The organism is Methylovulum psychrotolerans, from assembly GCF_002923755.1.
Classification (GTDB): Bacteria; Pseudomonadota; Gammaproteobacteria; order Methylococcales; family Methylomonadaceae; genus Methylovulum; species Methylovulum psychrotolerans.
Map to the genome: position 1 here is coordinate 80,290 of NZ_PGFZ01000004.1, position 17,565 is coordinate 97,854.

Here is a 17,565-nt window from a genome sequence, read left to right on the forward strand (position 1 = left end):
CCAATATAACCATTGTCTATAAAAATATATGACGCAAAACCAAGGCTTTCATCTATTTGTAATATCTTGTAGATCTCCTCAACACCTATTTCTTTTCTGTTTATTCTTTTTATTACTTCATTTGATCTTGTCATTACGAATAAGAATACATCATTTGAACGCTTAAACAAATAAAGATTTTCATCTATGTGAAAAAAATTGTTTTTATAACTAGGCGAATCAATATCGCAAAATGCACGCATCATATTTTTTATATTAAAAATAGAGCCTTCTCCTGTTTCTTTGTTTTTTATATAGTAACCGTAATAATTTACTCTCATCTAGCATCCTTTGTTGTAATTTTGTAATTAATTGTTAGTGCGGTATTTTTATAATAGTGGTTTTTTTGTGAATTTATAGATGTAATCCAATGTTTCTTACTAATTTTGCCCAGACCAGTCTAGCAATTTAATATGCTATCTGCTATGAACTATTACCATTTTCATAAAGTTTTTAGAAAATAATCCGTCTGACATCCCCTTTATTTTAATGGCGTATGTTTTGAGCCGGAACGCCAAAACTCCACAAGAAGCAAATACCGCATCATCAAGTCTACCTCTAATCCCGCACAGCCCGCGCCGCCAACATCGCCTTAAGCTCGCCAACATCCATTTGCCTAACCGCTGCAATCGCCTCGGCCTGTAAGTCGCTGTGCTGGCTGTCGGTAGCGGGCGGTTGTTGGTAGATGTGGCGGATGATGGTGTAGGGGCGTTGTTTGACTTCTGTAAAAATGGTGGCGATGTAGATGCCTTGGATGCCTAGGAAGAAGATGATGAGGCCGGAGAATAGCCAGAGGGCGGCGATGAGGGTGCTGGTGCTGGTGGGTGGGGTGTTTAGGGCGGTGGCGCAGAAGCTCAGGTAGGCGATATAGGCTAGGGCGGTGCTGGTGAGTAGGGTGCCGGCGTATAAGGTAGCTGTTAGGGGGCGGTTGCTGAACGATACCACGGCGGTGACGAAGTGGCTGAGTTTGCGCCGGAACGAGTAGGTGGTGGGGCTGGTGGCGTGTTTGCGGACGGTTTGGTGGCATTGTTTAAAGCCCGTAGTGATCCATAAGCCGCCGATGTTCAGCTCGCGTTCTTGGTGGCTGAGCAGGGCGTTGACGTAGCGGCGTGTCATGAGGCGGGCGGTGACGATGTTATCCGGTTGCGCTAAGCCTGTAACGGCCCGGAAGGTTTTGTAGAACAGGCTGCCGGTCAGTTGTTCCCAGCGTGTGCCTTTGCGTTGGCATTGTACGCCATAGACCATGTCGGCGGCTTCGGTGTTCAGTTGTTCGGCAAAGCTAGGTAGCCATTCGGGTTCTTCTTCTAGGTCGCTGTCGAGCAGGAATACCCGGTCGCCTTGGCTTTGCGCTAAGCCGGTCATCATGGCTTTGTGGTGGCCGAAGTTACGCGCCAGGTCGATGACGCGTAGCCGAGGGTCGGTTTCGGTCAGGGCGATGGCGATGGCGAGCGAGTTATCTGGCGAGCCGTCGTTAACTAGGATGATTTCATAATCTGTGCCTGCCTGTTGTTGGGCGACGGCGCTGCTCCGCGCGTAAAATTCGTTGAGGTAGGGGGCGGTGTGGTAGAGGGTGGCGACGATGGACAGTTTCATGGGCGGACGTATTTCATGTAATGGGGGGCTTGGGGGCCACAATTGAACAGTAAGTCGAGGATGGAGACGTAGTGGGTGAAGTCGCCCCACAGTTGCGGGTAGTCGGGATAGTCCTGATAGTCGAACCAAGTGAGTTTGATGCCCCGGTCGGTGAAGACGTTTTCTTGCAGGTAGTCTTTGGCGGCGGGGCCGGAGAGGTATTCGCTACCGCCTGCTTGTGCGCACAGGTCGGCGAGCCGTTCGGTTTTGCCTTCGGGCAGGTGGTAGTCCCAGGAGTTGCTGATGACGGTGTTTATGCCCAGATAGGCGCAGACAGCTTCGAGAAAGCGGCGGTTGAGGGTTGATAGGTGGCTGTCTGGGGTGTGGTAGAGCGGTTCTAGCCACGCGGCGATGTCTTTGAAGTGGGGGGCTTGGCGGTAGTTGTGGGTGAGGGTTTGCCAATGGTGTTGGCGCCAGGTGTCGCCGTCGATTTGGGTGTCGCGGATTTTTTGCAGGTATTTGCCTTTGACTTGTACGGGGACGGACAGCCATTGCCCGCCTGTCGGGGTTTTGATCTGGTTGCGGTTGCGCCAGTCCCGCCGGGTGTATTGCATGTCGTCGTAGAGGATAAATTCATCAACGGCGGCAATTAGGTCAAAGTATCCTTTCCAGGGAATGTAGTTGGATTGTAGGATGGCGACTTTTTTCATGGGGGCTTGGGTTGTTTGGGTAAGGAAGGTGCGTAAAATTAAATAGGTGTTTCATTGCATCTCTGCGTGTTAAACCCCACTCCAGCCCTCCCCTTCGCAGGGGAGGGAGCTTATGGCTTTCCCGTCGTACAGGCGAAAATTAGGGGGAAGGTGCATAAGATAACTTTGGCTATTCAGTATCATGAGGCGGTTTCTTCTTTGGAGCGCGGGCATCTTGCCCGCTCTTGCGGGCAGGATGCCCGCGCTCCAAGATGCGTATTCATTCCCGTTTTTGGGCAAGTATAAACCGGGAGCCGCCGATGGGGAGGTTGAGGCCGATTTTAATGGCCGCCAGTTCAACGCGCAGTATCGCCGCTAAGACTGTGTTTAGCCAGCGGGGGATTTTCAGCTCTGCCGATGCGTCTCGTGTGGCGTGGGGTTTGCGGTGCTGTAGCCAGCGGGAGAGCATCATGGCGGGCAGTAGGGTTGAGACAAAAGAGGTGCTGCGGATCAGGGTAAATCCGGCGGCGGTGATTTTTTGGTGCAAGTCGTTGGCCTCATAACGGCGGGCATGGCAGGCATAGTCATCTAGGTGGCTCCATAACCAGGGATGCTGGGGGACGGTCAGGATAAGGTAGCCTTGGGGTTTGAGGGCGGCGTGGATTTGCGCCAGTACGCGGCGGTCATCGGCGATATGTTCTAAGACATCGAAAGCGCCAATGGCAGCGAATTCTGCGTAAAACGGGATGTGTTGGGCATCCATTTGCATGAGGTTGGCGGTGGGTACGCGCTGGGCGGCAAAACTCAGGCCGTCGCTGAATAGGTCGCTGCCGTGCAGTTGGGCTTGGGGGAAGGCGCGGGCGATGGCGGTTAAGACAAAGCCGGTGCCGCAACCGATTTCTAAGAAGGATCGGAGGTTGGGGCAGTAGGTGGTCAGCGCCCACAGGATGAGGCGGTTGCGTGTGCAAAACCAAAAATTGCCTGCTTCTAGCTGGGCCAGTGCGCTGAAATAGCTGGTTTTAAAGCCGTTGCCGTTCTGCGCGGATTCGGGGCTGTAGGCGGTGAATCCGGCGATGGCGGCGGGGGTTGTCCCGCAATGCGGGCAACTTAGTGCTGGCGCGTCGAAATAGCCGTTACAGTTTAGGCAACGTTTCATTTTTGGTCCTTTTGGGCATAAGTATCTAAACAAGTTTAATTAAGGCTTCGATGGGTTTCACAGGCTTTGGCCGCTAATAAATGTAGCGACAATAAATCTACCCGTCATTCGGGCATACCCCTGTCATAGCCACAGCACGGAGTGCAATGGTCTTTAGCCATTGCACGTTGGCCTAAGCTGGGCGCACCAAGGTACCGATAGCCTCCGGCGTTAGGTAAGCGACAGGCTGAATGTTGCCTTGCGCGGTTTAAGCCATCGTGCAATGGCTAAAGACCATTGCACTCCACGCTATGTCGCCCCATGAGTGACGGTATCTGTCGGAATGACGGATGGATTAATGGTTGCTATATTTTTTAATAAATAAACTGGTGTAGATACCTATGCCTTTTGGGTGGGGCGGAATGGTTAAAACGTCGGGCAGAACCGCTTGCCCGACCTACGGCGGTTAGCTTTCCAACACCGCTAAGCCGAAGCCGCTTTTGCCGTAGCCGTTACCATTATAGAGCATATAGGTTTGGCTTTGGTGGGTGAAGACAAAGGGGTATTCGATCATGTCCGCATCCCAACCGCTGGCGGATACGTCTATGCCGGCGGTGTCTAAGGCGAGTTGCCAGTGGTGGCCGTCGGAGCTGGTGGCGTGGCCGATGCGGTAGCTTGTGCCTGTGCCGCTGCGGTAAGAAAACCACATCTGGTAGCTGCCGTCGGCGGCTTGTATAGCGGTCGGTCTGGAGAAGGCTTGGGCTATGCCCAGTGCGTAGGGGATGGCTAGGCCTTCGCGCTGCCAGTGTTGGCCGTCGGGTGAGGCGGCGGTGTTGATGACGTGGAGCATTTCGCCATTGCCTGCATCCCAGCTTTGGGTGGAGCCGTACCACATCCGGTAGCTGCCGTCGGGGTGTTGGTGTGCCCACGGGTAGGAGAAGCTGAGCGGGTCTAGGTGGTTGGCGGTGAACAGCGGTGCGGGGTTGGCTAGGCTTAGGCTGCCGTCGGGGTGCACGGTCAGTTGGCCGATGTCGCCGCGCCAGTGGCTGTGTTGGGGCGTTTGCCAGCCCATGAACAGCATATAGCGGACTCCGTTAGCGGTGTAGCAGTTGCCGATGCTTACGCCGTCGGCATAGAAGCTGCCTGCCGGGCCGTGGGTAAAGAGGGGTTGTTCATGTTCGCGGATGACGGTGCGGCGGACAATGTCGATATCGACCGCGCCTACTGAGGAGCGGTTTTGGGCATCCCGCCCGCTGAAAAAAATCCGGTAGACATCGCCGCCGATCAGGACGGGTAGGGGGTTGGCGGCATGGGTCAAGAGTTTGGGGTGGCGGTTATCTCCCGCTGGGCAATAGAGTAGCCCTAGTTTGCGCCAAGTTTGGTTCATGTAGCGTCTGATGTTAAGTAAATGACGATTAATCCGGTTAGGTTATTGTGCAATGGCTAAAGACCATTGCAGGCCGTATATACTTTAAACGGTCAAGTTTTCGGTTTTTTTGGTAGGGTACGCTGTGCGTACCTTTAAAAAACCCTCATAAAATCAGTGCAAAAGGTACGCACAGCGTACCCTACGGTGAATTGTAAAAGCCGAAAACTTGGCCGTTCAGAGTATAGCTTGGTTCATAGTTTTCTTAGCCGGGTGCTGGGTACTCTGGCGCGTTCGGTGGCGTTGCCGATATATACGCCTTCCGCTGCGGCATCGGCCAGCAATAGCGCCCCCGCGCCGATGACGCAGCGGTCGCCGATTTTAATGTGGTCGCGCAGGGTGGCGTTGACCCCGATAAAGCATTGTTCGCCGATTTCCACGCCGCCGGACACCACGACATGGGAGGCGATGAAGCAATGGTCTTTGATGACGGAATGGTGGCCGATATGGTTGCCGCTCCAGAGCGTGACATTGTTGCCGATGCGGACGAAGGGTTGAATGGTGTTGTCTTCAAAAATAAAGCAGTTATCGCCGATTTGGCCGTCATTGAGCAAGCTGGCGCGGGGGCTGATGAAGCTGGCTAAACTGTAGCCTAAAGCTTTGGCGGCGCGGTATTTGTCCCGGCGCACGGCGTTAAGTTGCGCGTAGCTGAGGGCGACAAACAAGTCGTAGGTGCTGGGCGGGTAGTGTTCGGTCAGGCTGTCAAAGGCGATGACGGGCAGGCCGCAAAACAGGCCGTCCGGCAGATAGGCCCGGTCGACGGTGAAGGCGGCCACATCGTAGTCGGATTCGCGGCTGAAATAGAAGTGCGCCAGTTGGGCGATGTCGCCGGTGCCAAAAATAACCAGTGGTTTGCCCATAGTTTAGCTTTTCCTGACTAAGAGGGTGAATTCGTATAAGTCGTAGTCATGCAGTAAGGCGACGTTGCGCGAATATTTGCGCTTGCACAGGTCGAAGAGTTGGCACGGGTCAGCGTAGTACAGGTTGGCTTTCATTTTGTCGGCATCGGCGTAACGGGTCAGGCAATTGAAGGCAAAACCTCGGCTGCTGCTGCGGTCTAGGCTGTCTAAGGTGGTTTCTAAGTAGGCCTGCCATTCTGAATCTGTCCGGCCAAAGCGGACATTAAAAATGCCGCTGGTGACGGCATAGTCGGCGGTTTGGTCGGGGCTGTCGGCGCAAATGAAGCGGGCTTGGGTTTGTCCGGCATGGCGTTGCTGTGCCGCTTCGGTCATCGCTTCACAGATGTCGATGCCGATGTAGGCGGCATGGGGATAGTGCTGGCTGATAAAATCATAGAATGCGCCATAGCCGCTGCCTAAGTCGTTGACGGAAAAGTGTTGGTTGCCGTCAAACAATTTGGCGAGTTGGTGAAAGCGTAGCCATTGGCCTGCGGCGCTGTTCCAGTCCACGCCTTGCGGGGTTTGCCCATGCTGGCGGAGTTTTTCGGCATAATAAGCGGCCACTTCTTCAAGCAATGCCGGGGTTGCGGTCTTAGCCATTTAATGTTGTTCTCAATCGCGCGGGTGTGCCTCGAAATACAGCACGAGGGCGTGTTCGGCTGCTTCTAACGCCGTATCGGGGCGGTTTTGCTCAAGAATACCGTAACGGGTAGCAGGGATATGATGCATGGTGATAATTAGGTTGTTTCTGCGTCAGGGACACTTGCGTCTTGGAAAAATTATAGTATAAATGACGGAATTTGCATAAATGATTGTGGAAATTATGGCCAAGGTTTATTCTTTGCCTGGCACATTCTTAAAGCTGGATCTTATGGCCTTAGTGTGTTATCTGGCGCATAATTTGACTGGCTATGAACGTCTTACTTGATTAATCTTACATGGAATTTATAGAAGCATCGCCGTCTTTTGGCAAAAAAGCCCGCTTAATAGCACTTTATCTGCCCCAATACCATCCTATCCCCGAAAATGACTTGTGGTGGGGCAAGGGCTTTACCGAGTGGACGAATACCACAAAGGCTAAACCGTTATTTTGGGGGCATTATCAACCCCATATCCCGGCTGATTTGGGCTTTTATGATTTGCGGGTACCGGAAACCCGCGCTGCCCAAGCCGATATGGCCCGCCACTATGGCATTGAGGCGTTTTGTTATTATCACTATTGGTTTGCCGGAGAGCGGTTATTGGAACGGCCTTTTGAAGAGGTGTTGGCATCGGGGCAGCCGGATTTTCCGTTCTGTTTGTGTTGGGCGAACCAGACTTGGTCGGGCATCTGGCATGGTGCGGCGGATAAGGTGTTGATAGAGCAGACTTATCCGGGCATGGCAGACCATCGTCGGCATTTTGAGTATCTGTTGCCGTCGTTTTTGGATAAGCGTTATGTGTGCGTCGATGGCAAGCCGGTTTTTGTGGTTTATAACCCTAAGGAATTGCCGGACGCGCTGCAAGTGACGGATTTTTGGCGGGAGTTGGCGGTGCAGGCGGGCTTGCCGGGGTTGTTTCTGATTGCGGAAACGCGTTTCTCGCCGTGTTGGGACCCTAAGCAGGCCGGGTTTGATGCCAGCATTGATTTACATTTTCCGCTGGGTAAACAATGGCTGTCTTGGCGGCAGCCTTGGCGTAAGTTGACGGCAGTGTGCCGGAAAAAGCTGTCCCAATGGTGTGGGTTACCGATGGTTTACGCGTATCAAAAAGTCAGCGAGGAATTTATTGCGCCACCTGTCAACGGTATTGAGAGCTATCCTTGTGTGATCCCCAATTGGGATAATACCCCGCGTAGCGGCAAACGGGGTATAGTCCTAAACAATTCGACCCCGAAATACTTTCGCCGCCAGTTGAAAAAAGCGTTGCGGCGGGTCAGTAGCTTGCCTGAGCAGCGGCGGTTTGTGTTTGTCAAATCATGGAACGAATGGGCTGAGGGCAATCATCTGGAACCGGATTTGCGCTTTGGTCATGGCTATCTTGAGGTGATTAAAGAAGAGTTGCTCGCAGATACTGGCGGGGAAGAGGAGGGGCGCGGCTCGCTCGACCCTTAACTGATGTTACATAGTCATTTTGCGACATTGAAAAATGTAGCGATGAGTCGCTATCGCGACGGTTTTTTAATCGGGTTCTCGCACCCGAAGGCGAGATACTTTCTTTTGCTCCGCCAAAAGAAAGTATCCAAAGAAAAGGCGGCCCGGTTGCCGCTTAATCCTGCGCTTCTCGGTTTTGTCGGGGGTCGGCAGAGAGGGCTCCTGCCCTCCTGCCGACGCGCGGCATCCCTGCCGCGCCCCTTCGGGCTGATCCCGACAAAACCTGCGATGCTCGGCGCGGCAAACGGGGGTAAAGCGACGTTACTGCGTAACGTCAGCCGCTGAGCCAAGCCTTACATCTTCTCGCGCAGTTTCAAAAAGCGTTGGTAGCGGCTGGGGGCGATGGTGCCTTGTTCGGCGGCGGCGCGGACGGCGCAGCCTTTGTCGGAGACATGGCTACAATTGTTAAAGCGGCATTCGTCCTGCAAGGGTTGGAATTCGCGGTAGCCGTAAGCCAGTTGTTGTAGGCTCATATCCGCCAAGCCAAAAATCGCCACGCCGGGGCTGTCGATCAGGTCGCCGCCGTCGGGCAGGTGGTAGAGGGTGGCGGCGGTGGTGGTGTGCCGCCCGTGTTTGGTGGTGGCGGAGATGGTGTTGGTTTTCAGTTCTTTGTCGGGGATCAGGGCGTTGGTTAAGGAGGATTTGCCTACCCCGGATTGGCCGACAAAAATGCTCAATTGCTGGTTCAGGACGGCTTTCAGTTCGTCCAGGCCGTTGCTGGCGGCGGCGCTGACGCGGTACAGCGGGTAGCCGAGTTGCCGATAATGCGCCAGTTCGTGTTCAATATCTGCCGAGGCGGGCAGGTCGGTTTTGTTCAGCACCAAGGCGGCGTTGAAATTATGGTTTTCGCAAATCGCCAGATATTGGTCGAGCAATAAAAAGTCGCAAAACGGTTCGACAGCAAAGATGATGAACACGGTGTCGATATTGGCGGCGACTGGGCGGGCTTTGTCGCCCCGGGCGGGCCGCAGCAGCACGGAGCGGCGCGGCAGGATTTCTTCAATACGCCCTTGCAGGGGCGCGGCTTCTGAGACCATCACTTGGTCACCGACCGCGACGGTGTCAATCTTCCGGCGCGTTTGGCAGAGCCAGATAGCGCCGTCGTGTTCGACGGCGATACCTTGGCCTAAGTGGGCGATGACCAAGCCTTGAAATACCGCCGCCATCAGGCTTTGGCGGTCAGGTGGGCGATGCGGATGGCCGCTGGGGGGTGGCTGTAGTGGAACGCGGAGTAGAGGGGGTCGGGGGTCAAAGTGCTGGCGTTCTCTTCGTAAAGTTTGACTAAGCCGCTGATCATTTTGCTGGCTTGGGCGTTGTTGGCGGCAAAATCGTCGGCCTCAAACTCGAATTGGCGTTGCCAGAAAGCGGTGATGGGCTGCATAAAAAAGGTGAAGGTGGAGGAGACCAGCATAAACAGCATTAACGCCGCCGCATTGGATTTTTGCTCTAAGCTGACCCCTAAGCCGGTATAGAACCAGTCTTGGTTAATCAGCCAGCCTAACACGGCGAAGCCGATCAGGCTCATAACGGCGCTGGCGACCAGCATTTTTATGACATGCTTGCGTTTGAAGTGGCCCAGTTCGTGGGCTAAGACCGCTTCCAGCTCTTCTTCGTCTAAGGAATTGACCAAGTTATCGTAAAAGACGATGCGTTTGTTATTGCCTAAGCCTGTGAAGTAAGCGTTGCCGTGGCCGGAGCGTTTGGAGCCGTCCATGATGAAAATGCCTTGGCTTTGGAAGTCGCAACGCGCCAGCAAGCCTTGGATGCGGTCTTTTAAAGAACCTTCTTCCATCGGGGTGAATTTATTGAACAGCGGCGCGATGACGGTCGGGAACAGCCAGCTCATCAGCAGCGAAAAGCCCATTAATATCGCCCAAGCCCACAGCCACCAAGAGGAGCCGATGCTGTCCATCACCCATAAGATCAACGCCAGCAGCGGCAAACCAATCGCCGCACCCAAGGCCAGTTGCAGGGCTTGGTCTTTGGCGAATTGTTGGACGGTGCTTTTGTTAAAGCCAAAGCGTTCTTCAATGACGAAGGTTTGGTAGAGCTGGGTGGGGATTTCCACCAAGGTCATGATGAGAAAAACGGTCGCGGTGGCGAACAGCCCGGCCAGAAACGGCGAGCTAAGCAGTTGTGACCAGCAGGCAAACGCCAAGTTGATGCCGCCGCCTAAGGTCAGCGCCAGCAAGGCCACGGCACTGATGATGCGGTCAATGTCGCCGAGTTTGCCTTTTGCCAAGGTGTAATCGGCGGCTTTTTGGTGCGCTTCTAACGGGACGCTGTTACGGAAGGCTTCCGGCACGGCGGGGCGGTGGTCGGCGACATGTTTGGCTTGGCGCTGCGCCAGCCAGTATTCTACCCCGAACGACAAGCTCAGGGCGAAGAGAAAAAATAGCGTAAAGGTGTTCATTAATAGTCCTTTTTAATTGGTAACAGGTGTGGCTTAAGTGCTAAGGAACGTGCGTAACATTAAGTAGGCGTTCCATTGCGCCTCAGCGTGTTAAACCCCACCCCAGCCCTCCCCTTGGCAGGGGAGGGAGCTTATGTCTTTCCCGTTGTACAGGCGAAAGTCAGGGGGAAAAGCCCCTCCCCCTGGCAAGGGGGAGGCTGGGAGGGGGTTGCCGTACTTTCGATTTTATTTCATGCACGTTCCTAAGCGTCGTTGACGGCACGGGTGGTTGTCGTTCGGCACCGTTCATTTAGGCCTGCATCCGTCCGCCGTCAATTGTGGGTGGTTTTACGCACAAGCTGCACAAAGGTGCGGATTTAACTGCCCAATGCTACACTAAGCGCCAGATTAAACACAACGGAATTGACATGGCACAAGATTCTTCACATCTTATTTGGATAGACTTGGAAATGACCGGTCTTAACCCTGATATAGACCTTATTATTGAAATGGCAACTATTGTCACCGACAAAGAGCTGAATATTTTGGCGCAAGGGCCGGTTATCGCCGTGCATCAGTCTGAGGCGGCCTTAGCGGCAATGGATGACTGGAACCAAGCGCATCATGGCGCATCCGGCCTAATCGAACGGGTTAGGGCCTCGACGATTGGCGATGCCGAAGCCGAAGCGATGACGCTGGATTTTTTGCGCCAATGGTTGCCTGAGCGGACATCGCCGATGTGCGGCAATACCATCGGCCAAGACCGCCGCTTTTTATACCGCTATATGCCTACGTTGGAGGCGTTCTTCCACTATCGTAGCATTGATGTCTCGACCTTGAAAGAACTGGCGGCGCGTTGGGCACCGGAGCTTAAGCAAGGTTTCCAAAAACAGGCCAAGCATCAGGCCTTAGACGACATCATCGAGTCGATTGAAGAATTGCGCTATTACCGGACACATTTTCTTAAATATTAAGCATGAACCAACTGTTTGCAGTCGCGTTGGGCGGCGCTTGCGGGGCCGTGTTACGCTTTATGGTGTCGACTGGCGTTTATCACTGGTTAGGGCGCGGTTTCCCTTACGGCACGTTGGCGGTTAATGTCATCGGCTCCTTGCTGTTGGGCTTGCTGACCGAAGCCCTGGTGCTGAACCGCATCGCTTTTGCTTTGGATTATCGGGCGGCGATTCTGGTCGGTTTTATCGGGGCGTTCACCACGTTTTCCACCTTCTCCTTAGAAACCGTATACTTGCTGCAACAAGGCCAAGCCGTTAAGGCTTTGCTGAATGTGGCGGTGAGTGTCGGTGTCTGTCTGCTGGCCATCTGGTTGGGCTTGCTTTGCGGCAAGGCCTTGGCGGGGCAAACCCTTCCCGGCCCCGATGGCCTGTTCCCTTACGGCATTATTCTCGTCAATGTGTTTGGCGCGTTTTTAATCAGCGCGGTCGCTACGGCGCTGTTACCGAAAGTGCCGCTGGCTATCGAACAGCAACTGACGTTAATGATTGTGCTGGGGTTTTCTTATTTGGGGCTGTCAGGTTTGTATGTGTTGCTGTATTTGTTGGAACACGGGTCTGCATATCCTGCCCAAGCGCGGGGCTTGGCGCTGGGTTTTACCGCCAATACGCTGGCTGGCTTATTGGGGCTGGGCTTGGGTTGGTGGGCGGTGCGGCAACTTGCTAAGTTGGGTGGGTAGGTGTGCGCATTAGCTAACTTCGGCAATTCTTCTGCTGTTGCGGGCAAAGATGCCCGCGCTGCAATCGCCGTGCCTTTTGGCGTTTTGCCGGACTGTTCCGGTTTAGTTTTCATGGCAGTTTAAGACGCGAAACAGCATGTCCTCAAGAAAAGCGACGGTGTCGGATTCGTCTTTTTTGTCGCCAAAATCGGTTAAAGAAGGCAGGTGGTCTTTAAAGAAATTCTGAAAGTGCGCCATTTCAATAATGGTGGAGGCTAAGGATTTTGGGTATCGGTAGTTGGGGTTATATTCCAGAATGACTTGGGCGATATGGGCGCATAGGTCTTTGTAAGGTTTAAATAATTTGTCGTTGTTGTCTTCCGATACCCGTTTCGTCAAATAGGTTTTAGAGCCTTCCGTGATAATGATTTGATGCAACAGGTTTGCATCGACATAGCTGGTTTGGACTCCCTCTTTTACGGTGGTCGCCAATAATTTGATGATCATTTTCAATTTAACGACAGGGTCGTGAATATTATTGGTCTGATACATGACCTGATATTCCAGCCATGCCCAGTACCAAGCGGCAATGTAAATCAACAAGCGGTGTTTGTTTTCGAAATACCGATAAACGCCCGCCTCAGTCGTGCCTACTTCCTCGGCCAGCTTTTTAAAGGTAAAGGCTTCAAAACCGTTTTTATGTATTAGCCGAATGCTGTGCATAATTATTTTCTTGCCCAGTTCGGATTGTTCTGGGTTTCTGAGAAACAATTTCTCATTCATCTTTATCTGCAATTCTATTTCCATAATCCTGGTTGCGTGCTGATTTTATGTTGTTGATGGTGACTATGCTGGCACATGACGGCAACTGTCTTTTGCAGCAGAAGCCGCTGGCATGGCCCTCTTTGCGCGACGCTGCGCCTGCTTTCCAAAACGGCTCGTGTGCCGATGTGTCCGGTAATTTTTTGATTTAACAATAGTTTATTTGTGAATTTGGTTTTGTCATGTCCAGAGGCCATGAGGGTTCTTTTTGTCCGGCAAAAATTTCTTTACAATCTATATTGATAGTAATACTATCTTTTATAGATAGTATATTATTGCCTATGATTGTAGGTTTCTTATTTAAAAAAGTAAATGATTGTTTTAGGACTGGCATCTTATGAATAGTGCGCATAGCCCCTTACAGCGGTTGCAACAGCTTATCGCTCTTGAGCGTGAAGATATTGGCACGTTGATTATTTATGGTCTCGGCATTGGGGTGCTGTCGTTAGCTACGCCGGTTGCTGTGCAGGCGTTGGTCAATACGATTGCGTTTGGCGCGTTGTTTCAGCCATTGTTGGTGCTGACGGTGGTGTTGTTGGTGTTGTTAGGCTTTAGTAACAGCTTGCTGGCCTTGCAGTTTTATGTGGTGGAGATGCTGCAACGGCGGGTGTTTGTCCGCTTATTTGGCGAAACGGCGGTGCGCTTACAGCAAATCCGCTATGCGGCTAAAAACGATTATCACCTGCCGGAATTGACCAATCGGTTTTTTGATGTGGTGACGTTGCAAAAAACCGCCTCTGTAATGTTGTTAGAGTTGTTGGGCTATGTGTTGCAGGCGGTTATCGGTATGTTATTGTTGGCGTTTTATCATCCGTTGTTACTGGCTTTTGATTTGTTTTTTGTGTGCGTGTTGGCGTTTATTTTGTTTGGGATGGGTAAAAATGGCTTGGCGTCCGCCATTGAGCAATCTAAGGCCAAATATAAGGCGGCAGCTTGGTTGGAGGAGCTAGCCGCCAATCCTTTGCTTGGCAAGTCGTCGGAAAACCGGGCGTATCTTAATGCCCAAACCGACCAGATTGCGAAAAATTATGTGGATGCTTGCGCAAAGCATTTTAAGGTGTTGTCCGGCCAAAATATCAGTGCCTTAATTTTGCACGCGCTGGCCAATACCTTGTTGTTAGGTATGGGCGGCTGGATGGTGATTTCTGATCAGCTGAGTTTGGGGCAATTGATTGCGGCGGAATTGGTGGTTGGGGCGATGATTTACGGCTTAACGCGCTTGGGCAAGGCATTGGAGAATTTTTACGATATGTTGGCGAGTGTCGATAAGCTGGGCTATTTGTTGGATTTGCCGCAGGAAAAAGACCACGGCGAAATGCCGGCGCGTATAGACGCGCCCTATACGGTTGCGGTTGAAAACCTCTGCTTACCTGAAAGCATGTACTTGGATGCACTTAATCAGGTCAGTTTTCAGCTTGCCCCAGGCGAACGTCTGGCTGTTAGCGCAGGGATTGCTAAGGGCAGTTTGTTGGATATTATCTATGGTTTGCGCGAGCCTCGGTCGGGGCAGGTTTGTTTGAATGGTCAAGACTTGCGTGACCTTAATCTGGGACAGTTACGCAATACGGTCAGTCTGGTGCGGGAGGCTGAGATTTTTTCCGGCACGTTGGCGGATAACGTCCGGTTGGGGCGGGCGCTGGGTTTAACGGAGGTTAAGCGGGCGTTGGCTTCGGTTGGTTTGGCGGACACGGTTTCAATATTGCCTGACAGTGTGGAAACCCTGTTGCTGCCGAATGGTTCGCCATTAAGCCATGAGCAATGTTTGCGGTTGACTTTGGCGCGGGCTTTGATCGGACGGCCCCGCTTGTTGTTGTTGGATAGGGTCTTGGATCGGCTTGATAGCCGTGTGTTACCGACAGTTATGGGGGTTTTACTGGCCGAAGATGCGCCTTGGACACTGATTGCCACTAGCCAGCGTGCCGACATTATTGCCCAGTTCCAGAGGCACATCAGGCTTGATGACAACCGCTTTTCAGGCAATAAAAATGAAGGTGGCTTATGAAATACGATGAAATAAACCAGCCCTTATTGTCGGTAGTGACGACCTTAAAAGCGGTTGAGACGGCACCGGTTGCCAAGCGGATTGCGCGGAGCTTGCTTAAGTTGTTCTTGCTGTTGCTGTTATGTTTAGGTTTTACGCCGTGGCAACAAAACGTGCGCGGTGTTGGCCGTATCGTCGCTTATACGCCTGCTGATCGCCAACAATTGATTAGCGCCCAAGTGGAGGGCCGCATTGCGCGGTGGTTGGTTAGGGAAGGCTCACAGGTTAAGCAAGGCGAGGTGTTGGCGGAATTGTTGGATAACGACCCTCAGTTATTGCAACGGTTGGCGGCTGAGCAGGTAGCGGCTTTGGCAAAGCAAGAAGCGACCGACAGCCGGGTGAATACCTTTCGTGAGCAATTGCGGTTGGCGGAACGCGCCCGCCCCCAAGCCGTAGCGGCGGCACAATCGCGTGTGGCTATGGCGGCTGAGCGGCGGAAAGCGGCAGAACAAGCTGTGCAAGCGGCGCAGGCCGCTAAGCAGACCACGGCTTTAAATCTGTCCAGACAGCAACAGTTGAGGGCGAAAGGGTTGGCTTCGCAACGGACGCTGGAGTTATCCCAACTCGATATGGCGCAACGTGCTGCGGATACCGAAAGGGCGCAGGCGGCATTGGCGGCGGCAACCAGTGAAGTGGCGGCGTTAACGTCGGATCAGCAAAAACTGGCGGCGGATGCCGCCGCTACGGTGGAAAAATCCCGCGCGGAATTAAGTAAGGCGATTGAAGACCAAAATAGCGTCCGTGCCGACATTTTAAAATTGCAAACCCGTTTGGCCCGGCAACAAACCCAAACGGTTACTGCACCGCGTGATGGGGTTGTGTTGCGCTTATTGGCGAACCCTGGGGCAGAAATGGTCAAACCGGGGCAGGCATTGGCCATTTTTGTCCCGGATACGCAAGATCGGGCGGTCGAATTATGGGTGGACGGTAACGATTTGCCGTTGATTGTAACGGGTAGCCCTGTCCGCTTGCAGTTTGAAGGCTATCCCGCGATACAGTTTGGCGGGTGGCCTGAATTTTCTGTCGGCTCTTTTGGGGGGCGGGTGGCGTTGATTGATGCAACCGATGACGGCAAAGGCCATTTTCGGATTTTAGTGAGGCCTGATGCTGATGATAAAGCATGGCCTGGCACGCGGTTCTTGCGCCAAGGCGTTCGGGTGAATGGTTGGGTGTTGTTAGGGCAGGTCACTTTGGGTTATGAGTTGTGGCGGATTTTTAATGGCTTTCCGCCTTTGATTTTGCCCGAACCTTATGGGGCGGACGTTGCAAAAGACGCTGTAAAAGAAGAGGGTAACAAAGCGAAAGATGAAGGGGGGAAAGGGTGATGGTTAAAGCCGCTATATTTATGATTTTGCTGTTGCCTGCTTTGGTGTCGGCAGCAGGTGCCCCGCCGATACTCACCCTGGATAGGGTGGTCAGTTCGGCGCAACAGTCGTTTCCGGGGTTGTTGGCCGCTGAGCAGCGCAAGCAAGTCGCCGCTGGCGAACTGACGGCATCAGAAGGCGGCTTTGATACGTTATTAAAAGCACAAAACCGCTGGTCTGTTGCGGGTTTGTATGAAAACCAAAACAATGACATTAGCGTGGAGCAACCCACGGCACTTTGGGGGACAACGTTTTTTGGCGGGTGGCGGCGGGGCGTGGGCGATTACCCGCTTTATGAAGGTAAAAGCCAGACTGCCCAAAGCGGCGAAGCCCGCATTGGGGTGAATGTACCCTTATGGCGTAACCGTGACATTGACCGCCGCCGGGCAAGTTTGCAGCAGGCGGAGTGGGGGCAATTAGTCGCTGGTCATGACTATGAGCTGGCGTTGCTTGAAGCTACCCGGATGGCCTCTTATCGCTATTGGGATTGGGTGTTAGCAGGGCAGCGTTTAAGGGTTGCCTCGCATTTGCTGCAAATTGCCGAGCAGCGTGATAAAGGCATACGCGAGCGGGTGGCGGCGGGGGATATTCCTGATTTTGAAGCCTTGGATAATCGCCGCGCTATCATCGAACGCCAAGAGCGGGTGGTGGCTGCGCAACGTTTATTGGAACAGACGGCGCTCCAATTGTCATTTTATTGGCGTGATGCGGACGGTCAGCCCCAGTTGCCCAGTGCCGGGCAACTGCCGGAACGGTTTCCTGATCCGGTGTCGATAAAGACGCTTGATGCTGCCGAAGCGTTGCAAGTCTCGCTCAACCATCGGCCCGAAGCCAAGCGTTTGGCCGTGCAAGCTAAACAAACCCAAACAGAATTGGAATTCCAGCAAAACCAGCGTGCCCCTGCCGTCGATTTGTCGGTGATGGCGGCGAATGATATAGGCCATAGCAAAGATAAGATTAACCGTAACGAGCTGTATGTGGGATTGAATATTGATATTCCGTTACAGCAACGCGCCGCTAGTGGCCGCGCCCAAGTCGCGGCGGCTAATGTCCGCCGTTTAAAGTGGGATAAGCAATTGCAGGAAGAGCGTATTGCGGTGGAAGTGAAAGATGTTTTTTCGGCGCTGTCAGCGGTGCGCAAACGCTTGTCATTAAGCGCCGAGCAACTGAATGCCGCCGAGCAATTGGCGGACGGCGAACAGACGCGGTTTGATTTGGGTGAAAGCACGTTGCTGTTCGTTAATTTGCGCGAGATAGCGAAAGGGGATGCGGCCTTGCAGTACGCCGAAGCCACCGCCAGTTTGTTCAGGAGTTATGCTGATTATCAGGCTGTGTTGGGTGTTCAGGAGCACTATGTTGACTAATCTGCTTGCGTTAAGAGAGGC

Annotated in this window: 16 protein-coding genes; 6 read left to right on the forward strand and 10 right to left on the reverse strand. The window is 53.0% G+C overall.

What is annotated here, in order from left to right:
- The 7 genes from AADEFJLK_RS10525 to AADEFJLK_RS10555 form a co-directional block, all read right to left on the reverse strand.
- On the reverse strand, positions 1-320 hold a 320-nt coding region (locus AADEFJLK_RS10525; protein WP_211299192.1), incomplete at its 3' end, for a hypothetical protein.
- A 277-nt stretch (positions 321-597) separates the two neighbouring features.
- Positions 598-1,632: a glycosyltransferase family 2 protein gene (locus AADEFJLK_RS10530; RefSeq protein ID WP_103974235.1), complete on the reverse strand. Its 1,035-nt coding sequence runs from the start codon at positions 1,630-1,632 to the stop codon at positions 598-600.
- Entirely contained in the window at positions 1,629-2,321 is a 693-nt protein-coding gene (locus tag AADEFJLK_RS10535) for a WbqC family protein (RefSeq protein WP_103974236.1), read from the reverse strand. Before AADEFJLK_RS10535 ends, AADEFJLK_RS10530 begins: the two co-directional genes overlap by 4 nt.
- A gap of 259 nt (positions 2,322-2,580) precedes the next feature.
- A complete protein-coding gene (locus AADEFJLK_RS10540) occupies positions 2,581-3,456 on the reverse strand; it encodes a class I SAM-dependent methyltransferase (RefSeq protein WP_103974237.1) in 876 nt (291 codons plus the stop codon).
- Positions 3,457-3,901: 445 nt separating this feature from the next.
- Positions 3,902-4,822 carry a glycoside hydrolase family protein gene (locus AADEFJLK_RS10545; protein WP_103974238.1) on the reverse strand — a complete coding sequence of 307 codons (921 nt, stop codon included), beginning with the start codon at positions 4,820-4,822 and terminating at the stop codon, positions 3,902-3,904.
- Positions 4,823-5,055: 233 nt separating this feature from the next.
- Entirely contained in the window at positions 5,056-5,721 is a 666-nt protein-coding gene (locus AADEFJLK_RS10550; protein WP_103974239.1) for an acetyltransferase, read from the reverse strand.
- 3 nt (positions 5,722-5,724) lie between these two features.
- Positions 5,725-6,360, reverse strand: a complete 636-nt coding sequence (locus tag AADEFJLK_RS10555) for a class I SAM-dependent methyltransferase (RefSeq protein ID WP_088619020.1) — start codon at positions 6,358-6,360, stop codon at positions 5,725-5,727.
- Between the two features lie 338 nt (positions 6,361-6,698).
- Between AADEFJLK_RS10555 and AADEFJLK_RS10560 the strand changes: the two genes are divergently transcribed.
- Entirely contained in the window at positions 6,699-7,853 is a 1,155-nt protein-coding gene (locus AADEFJLK_RS10560) for a glycosyltransferase WbsX family protein (protein ID WP_103974240.1), read from the forward strand.
- A 332-nt stretch (positions 7,854-8,185) separates the two neighbouring features.
- On the opposite strand, the gene rsgA is transcribed toward AADEFJLK_RS10560, so the two are convergent.
- Entirely contained in the window at positions 8,186-9,058 is an 873-nt protein-coding gene (rsgA, locus tag AADEFJLK_RS10570) for a ribosome small subunit-dependent GTPase A (protein ID WP_103974241.1), read from the reverse strand.
- Positions 9,058-10,305: a M48 family metallopeptidase gene (locus AADEFJLK_RS10575; protein WP_103974242.1), complete on the reverse strand. Its 1,248-nt coding sequence runs from the start codon at positions 10,303-10,305 to the stop codon at positions 9,058-9,060. The genes rsgA and AADEFJLK_RS10575 overlap by 1 nt, the downstream gene beginning before the upstream one ends.
- A 407-nt stretch (positions 10,306-10,712) precedes the next feature.
- Here AADEFJLK_RS10575 and orn point away from each other — a divergent pair, with 407 nt between their 5' ends.
- Positions 10,713-11,258, forward strand: a complete 546-nt coding sequence (gene orn / locus AADEFJLK_RS10580; RefSeq protein WP_088621551.1) for an oligoribonuclease — start codon at positions 10,713-10,715, stop codon at positions 11,256-11,258.
- A gap of 2 nt (positions 11,259-11,260) precedes the next feature.
- Positions 11,261-11,974: a fluoride efflux transporter CrcB gene (gene crcB / locus AADEFJLK_RS10585; protein ID WP_103974243.1), complete on the forward strand. Its 714-nt coding sequence runs from the start codon at positions 11,261-11,263 to the stop codon at positions 11,972-11,974.
- 102 nt (positions 11,975-12,076) lie between these two features.
- Here the strand turns inward: crcB and AADEFJLK_RS10590 are convergent, their stop codons facing one another.
- Complete coding sequence (locus AADEFJLK_RS10590; protein ID WP_249028017.1) at positions 12,077-12,736, reverse strand: TetR/AcrR family transcriptional regulator; 660 nt, start codon at positions 12,734-12,736, stop codon at positions 12,077-12,079.
- A 376-nt stretch (positions 12,737-13,112) separates the two neighbouring features.
- On the opposite strand from AADEFJLK_RS10590, the gene AADEFJLK_RS10595 reads away from it, so the two are divergent.
- Genes AADEFJLK_RS10595 through AADEFJLK_RS10605 form a run of 3 tightly spaced genes read left to right on the forward strand, consistent with a single transcriptional unit; the run spans position 13,113 to position 17,544 of the window.
- Complete coding sequence (locus tag AADEFJLK_RS10595) at positions 13,113-14,777, forward strand: ATP-binding cassette domain-containing protein (RefSeq protein ID WP_103974245.1); 1,665 nt, start codon at positions 13,113-13,115, stop codon at positions 14,775-14,777.
- Positions 14,774-16,141: an HlyD family secretion protein gene (locus tag AADEFJLK_RS10600; RefSeq protein ID WP_103974246.1), complete on the forward strand. Its 1,368-nt coding sequence runs from the start codon at positions 14,774-14,776 to the stop codon at positions 16,139-16,141. The genes AADEFJLK_RS10595 and AADEFJLK_RS10600 overlap by 4 nt, the downstream gene beginning before the upstream one ends.
- Positions 16,141-17,544, forward strand: a complete 1,404-nt coding sequence (locus AADEFJLK_RS10605; protein ID WP_103974247.1) for a TolC family protein — start codon at positions 16,141-16,143, stop codon at positions 17,542-17,544. Before AADEFJLK_RS10600 ends, AADEFJLK_RS10605 begins: the two co-directional genes overlap by 1 nt.
- The last annotated feature ends 21 nt before the right edge of the window (positions 17,545-17,565 follow it).

Coding starts and splice junctions, on each gene's coding strand:
- AADEFJLK_RS10530 (WP_103974235.1), bottom strand. CDS start 1,632: ATGAAACTGTCCATCGTCGCCACCCTCTACCACACCGCCCCCTACCTC.
- AADEFJLK_RS10535 (WP_103974236.1), bottom strand. CDS start 2,321: ATGAAAAAAGTCGCCATCCTACAATCCAACTACATTCCCTGGAAAGGA.
- AADEFJLK_RS10540 (WP_103974237.1), bottom strand. CDS start 3,456: ATGAAACGTTGCCTAAACTGTAACGGCTATTTCGACGCGCCAGCACTA.
- AADEFJLK_RS10545 (WP_103974238.1), bottom strand. CDS start 4,822: ATGAACCAAACTTGGCGCAAACTAGGGCTACTCTATTGCCCAGCGGGA.
- AADEFJLK_RS10550 (WP_103974239.1), bottom strand. CDS start 5,721: ATGGGCAAACCACTGGTTATTTTTGGCACCGGCGACATCGCCCAACTG.
- AADEFJLK_RS10555 (WP_088619020.1), bottom strand. CDS start 6,360: ATGGCTAAGACCGCAACCCCGGCATTGCTTGAAGAAGTGGCCGCTTAT.
- AADEFJLK_RS10560 (WP_103974240.1), top strand. CDS start 6,699: ATGGAATTTATAGAAGCATCGCCGTCTTTTGGCAAAAAAGCCCGCTTA.
- rsgA (WP_103974241.1), bottom strand. CDS start 9,058: ATGGCGGCGGTATTTCAAGGCTTGGTCATCGCCCACTTAGGCCAAGGT.
- AADEFJLK_RS10575 (WP_103974242.1), bottom strand. CDS start 10,305: ATGAACACCTTTACGCTATTTTTTCTCTTCGCCCTGAGCTTGTCGTTC.
- orn (WP_088621551.1), top strand. CDS start 10,713: ATGGCACAAGATTCTTCACATCTTATTTGGATAGACTTGGAAATGACC.
- crcB (WP_103974243.1), top strand. CDS start 11,261: ATGAACCAACTGTTTGCAGTCGCGTTGGGCGGCGCTTGCGGGGCCGTG.
- AADEFJLK_RS10590 (WP_249028017.1), bottom strand. CDS start 12,736: ATGAATGAGAAATTGTTTCTCAGAAACCCAGAACAATCCGAACTGGGC.
- AADEFJLK_RS10595 (WP_103974245.1), top strand. CDS start 13,113: ATGAATAGTGCGCATAGCCCCTTACAGCGGTTGCAACAGCTTATCGCT.
- AADEFJLK_RS10600 (WP_103974246.1), top strand. CDS start 14,774: ATGAAATACGATGAAATAAACCAGCCCTTATTGTCGGTAGTGACGACC.
- AADEFJLK_RS10605 (WP_103974247.1), top strand. CDS start 16,141: ATGGTTAAAGCCGCTATATTTATGATTTTGCTGTTGCCTGCTTTGGTG.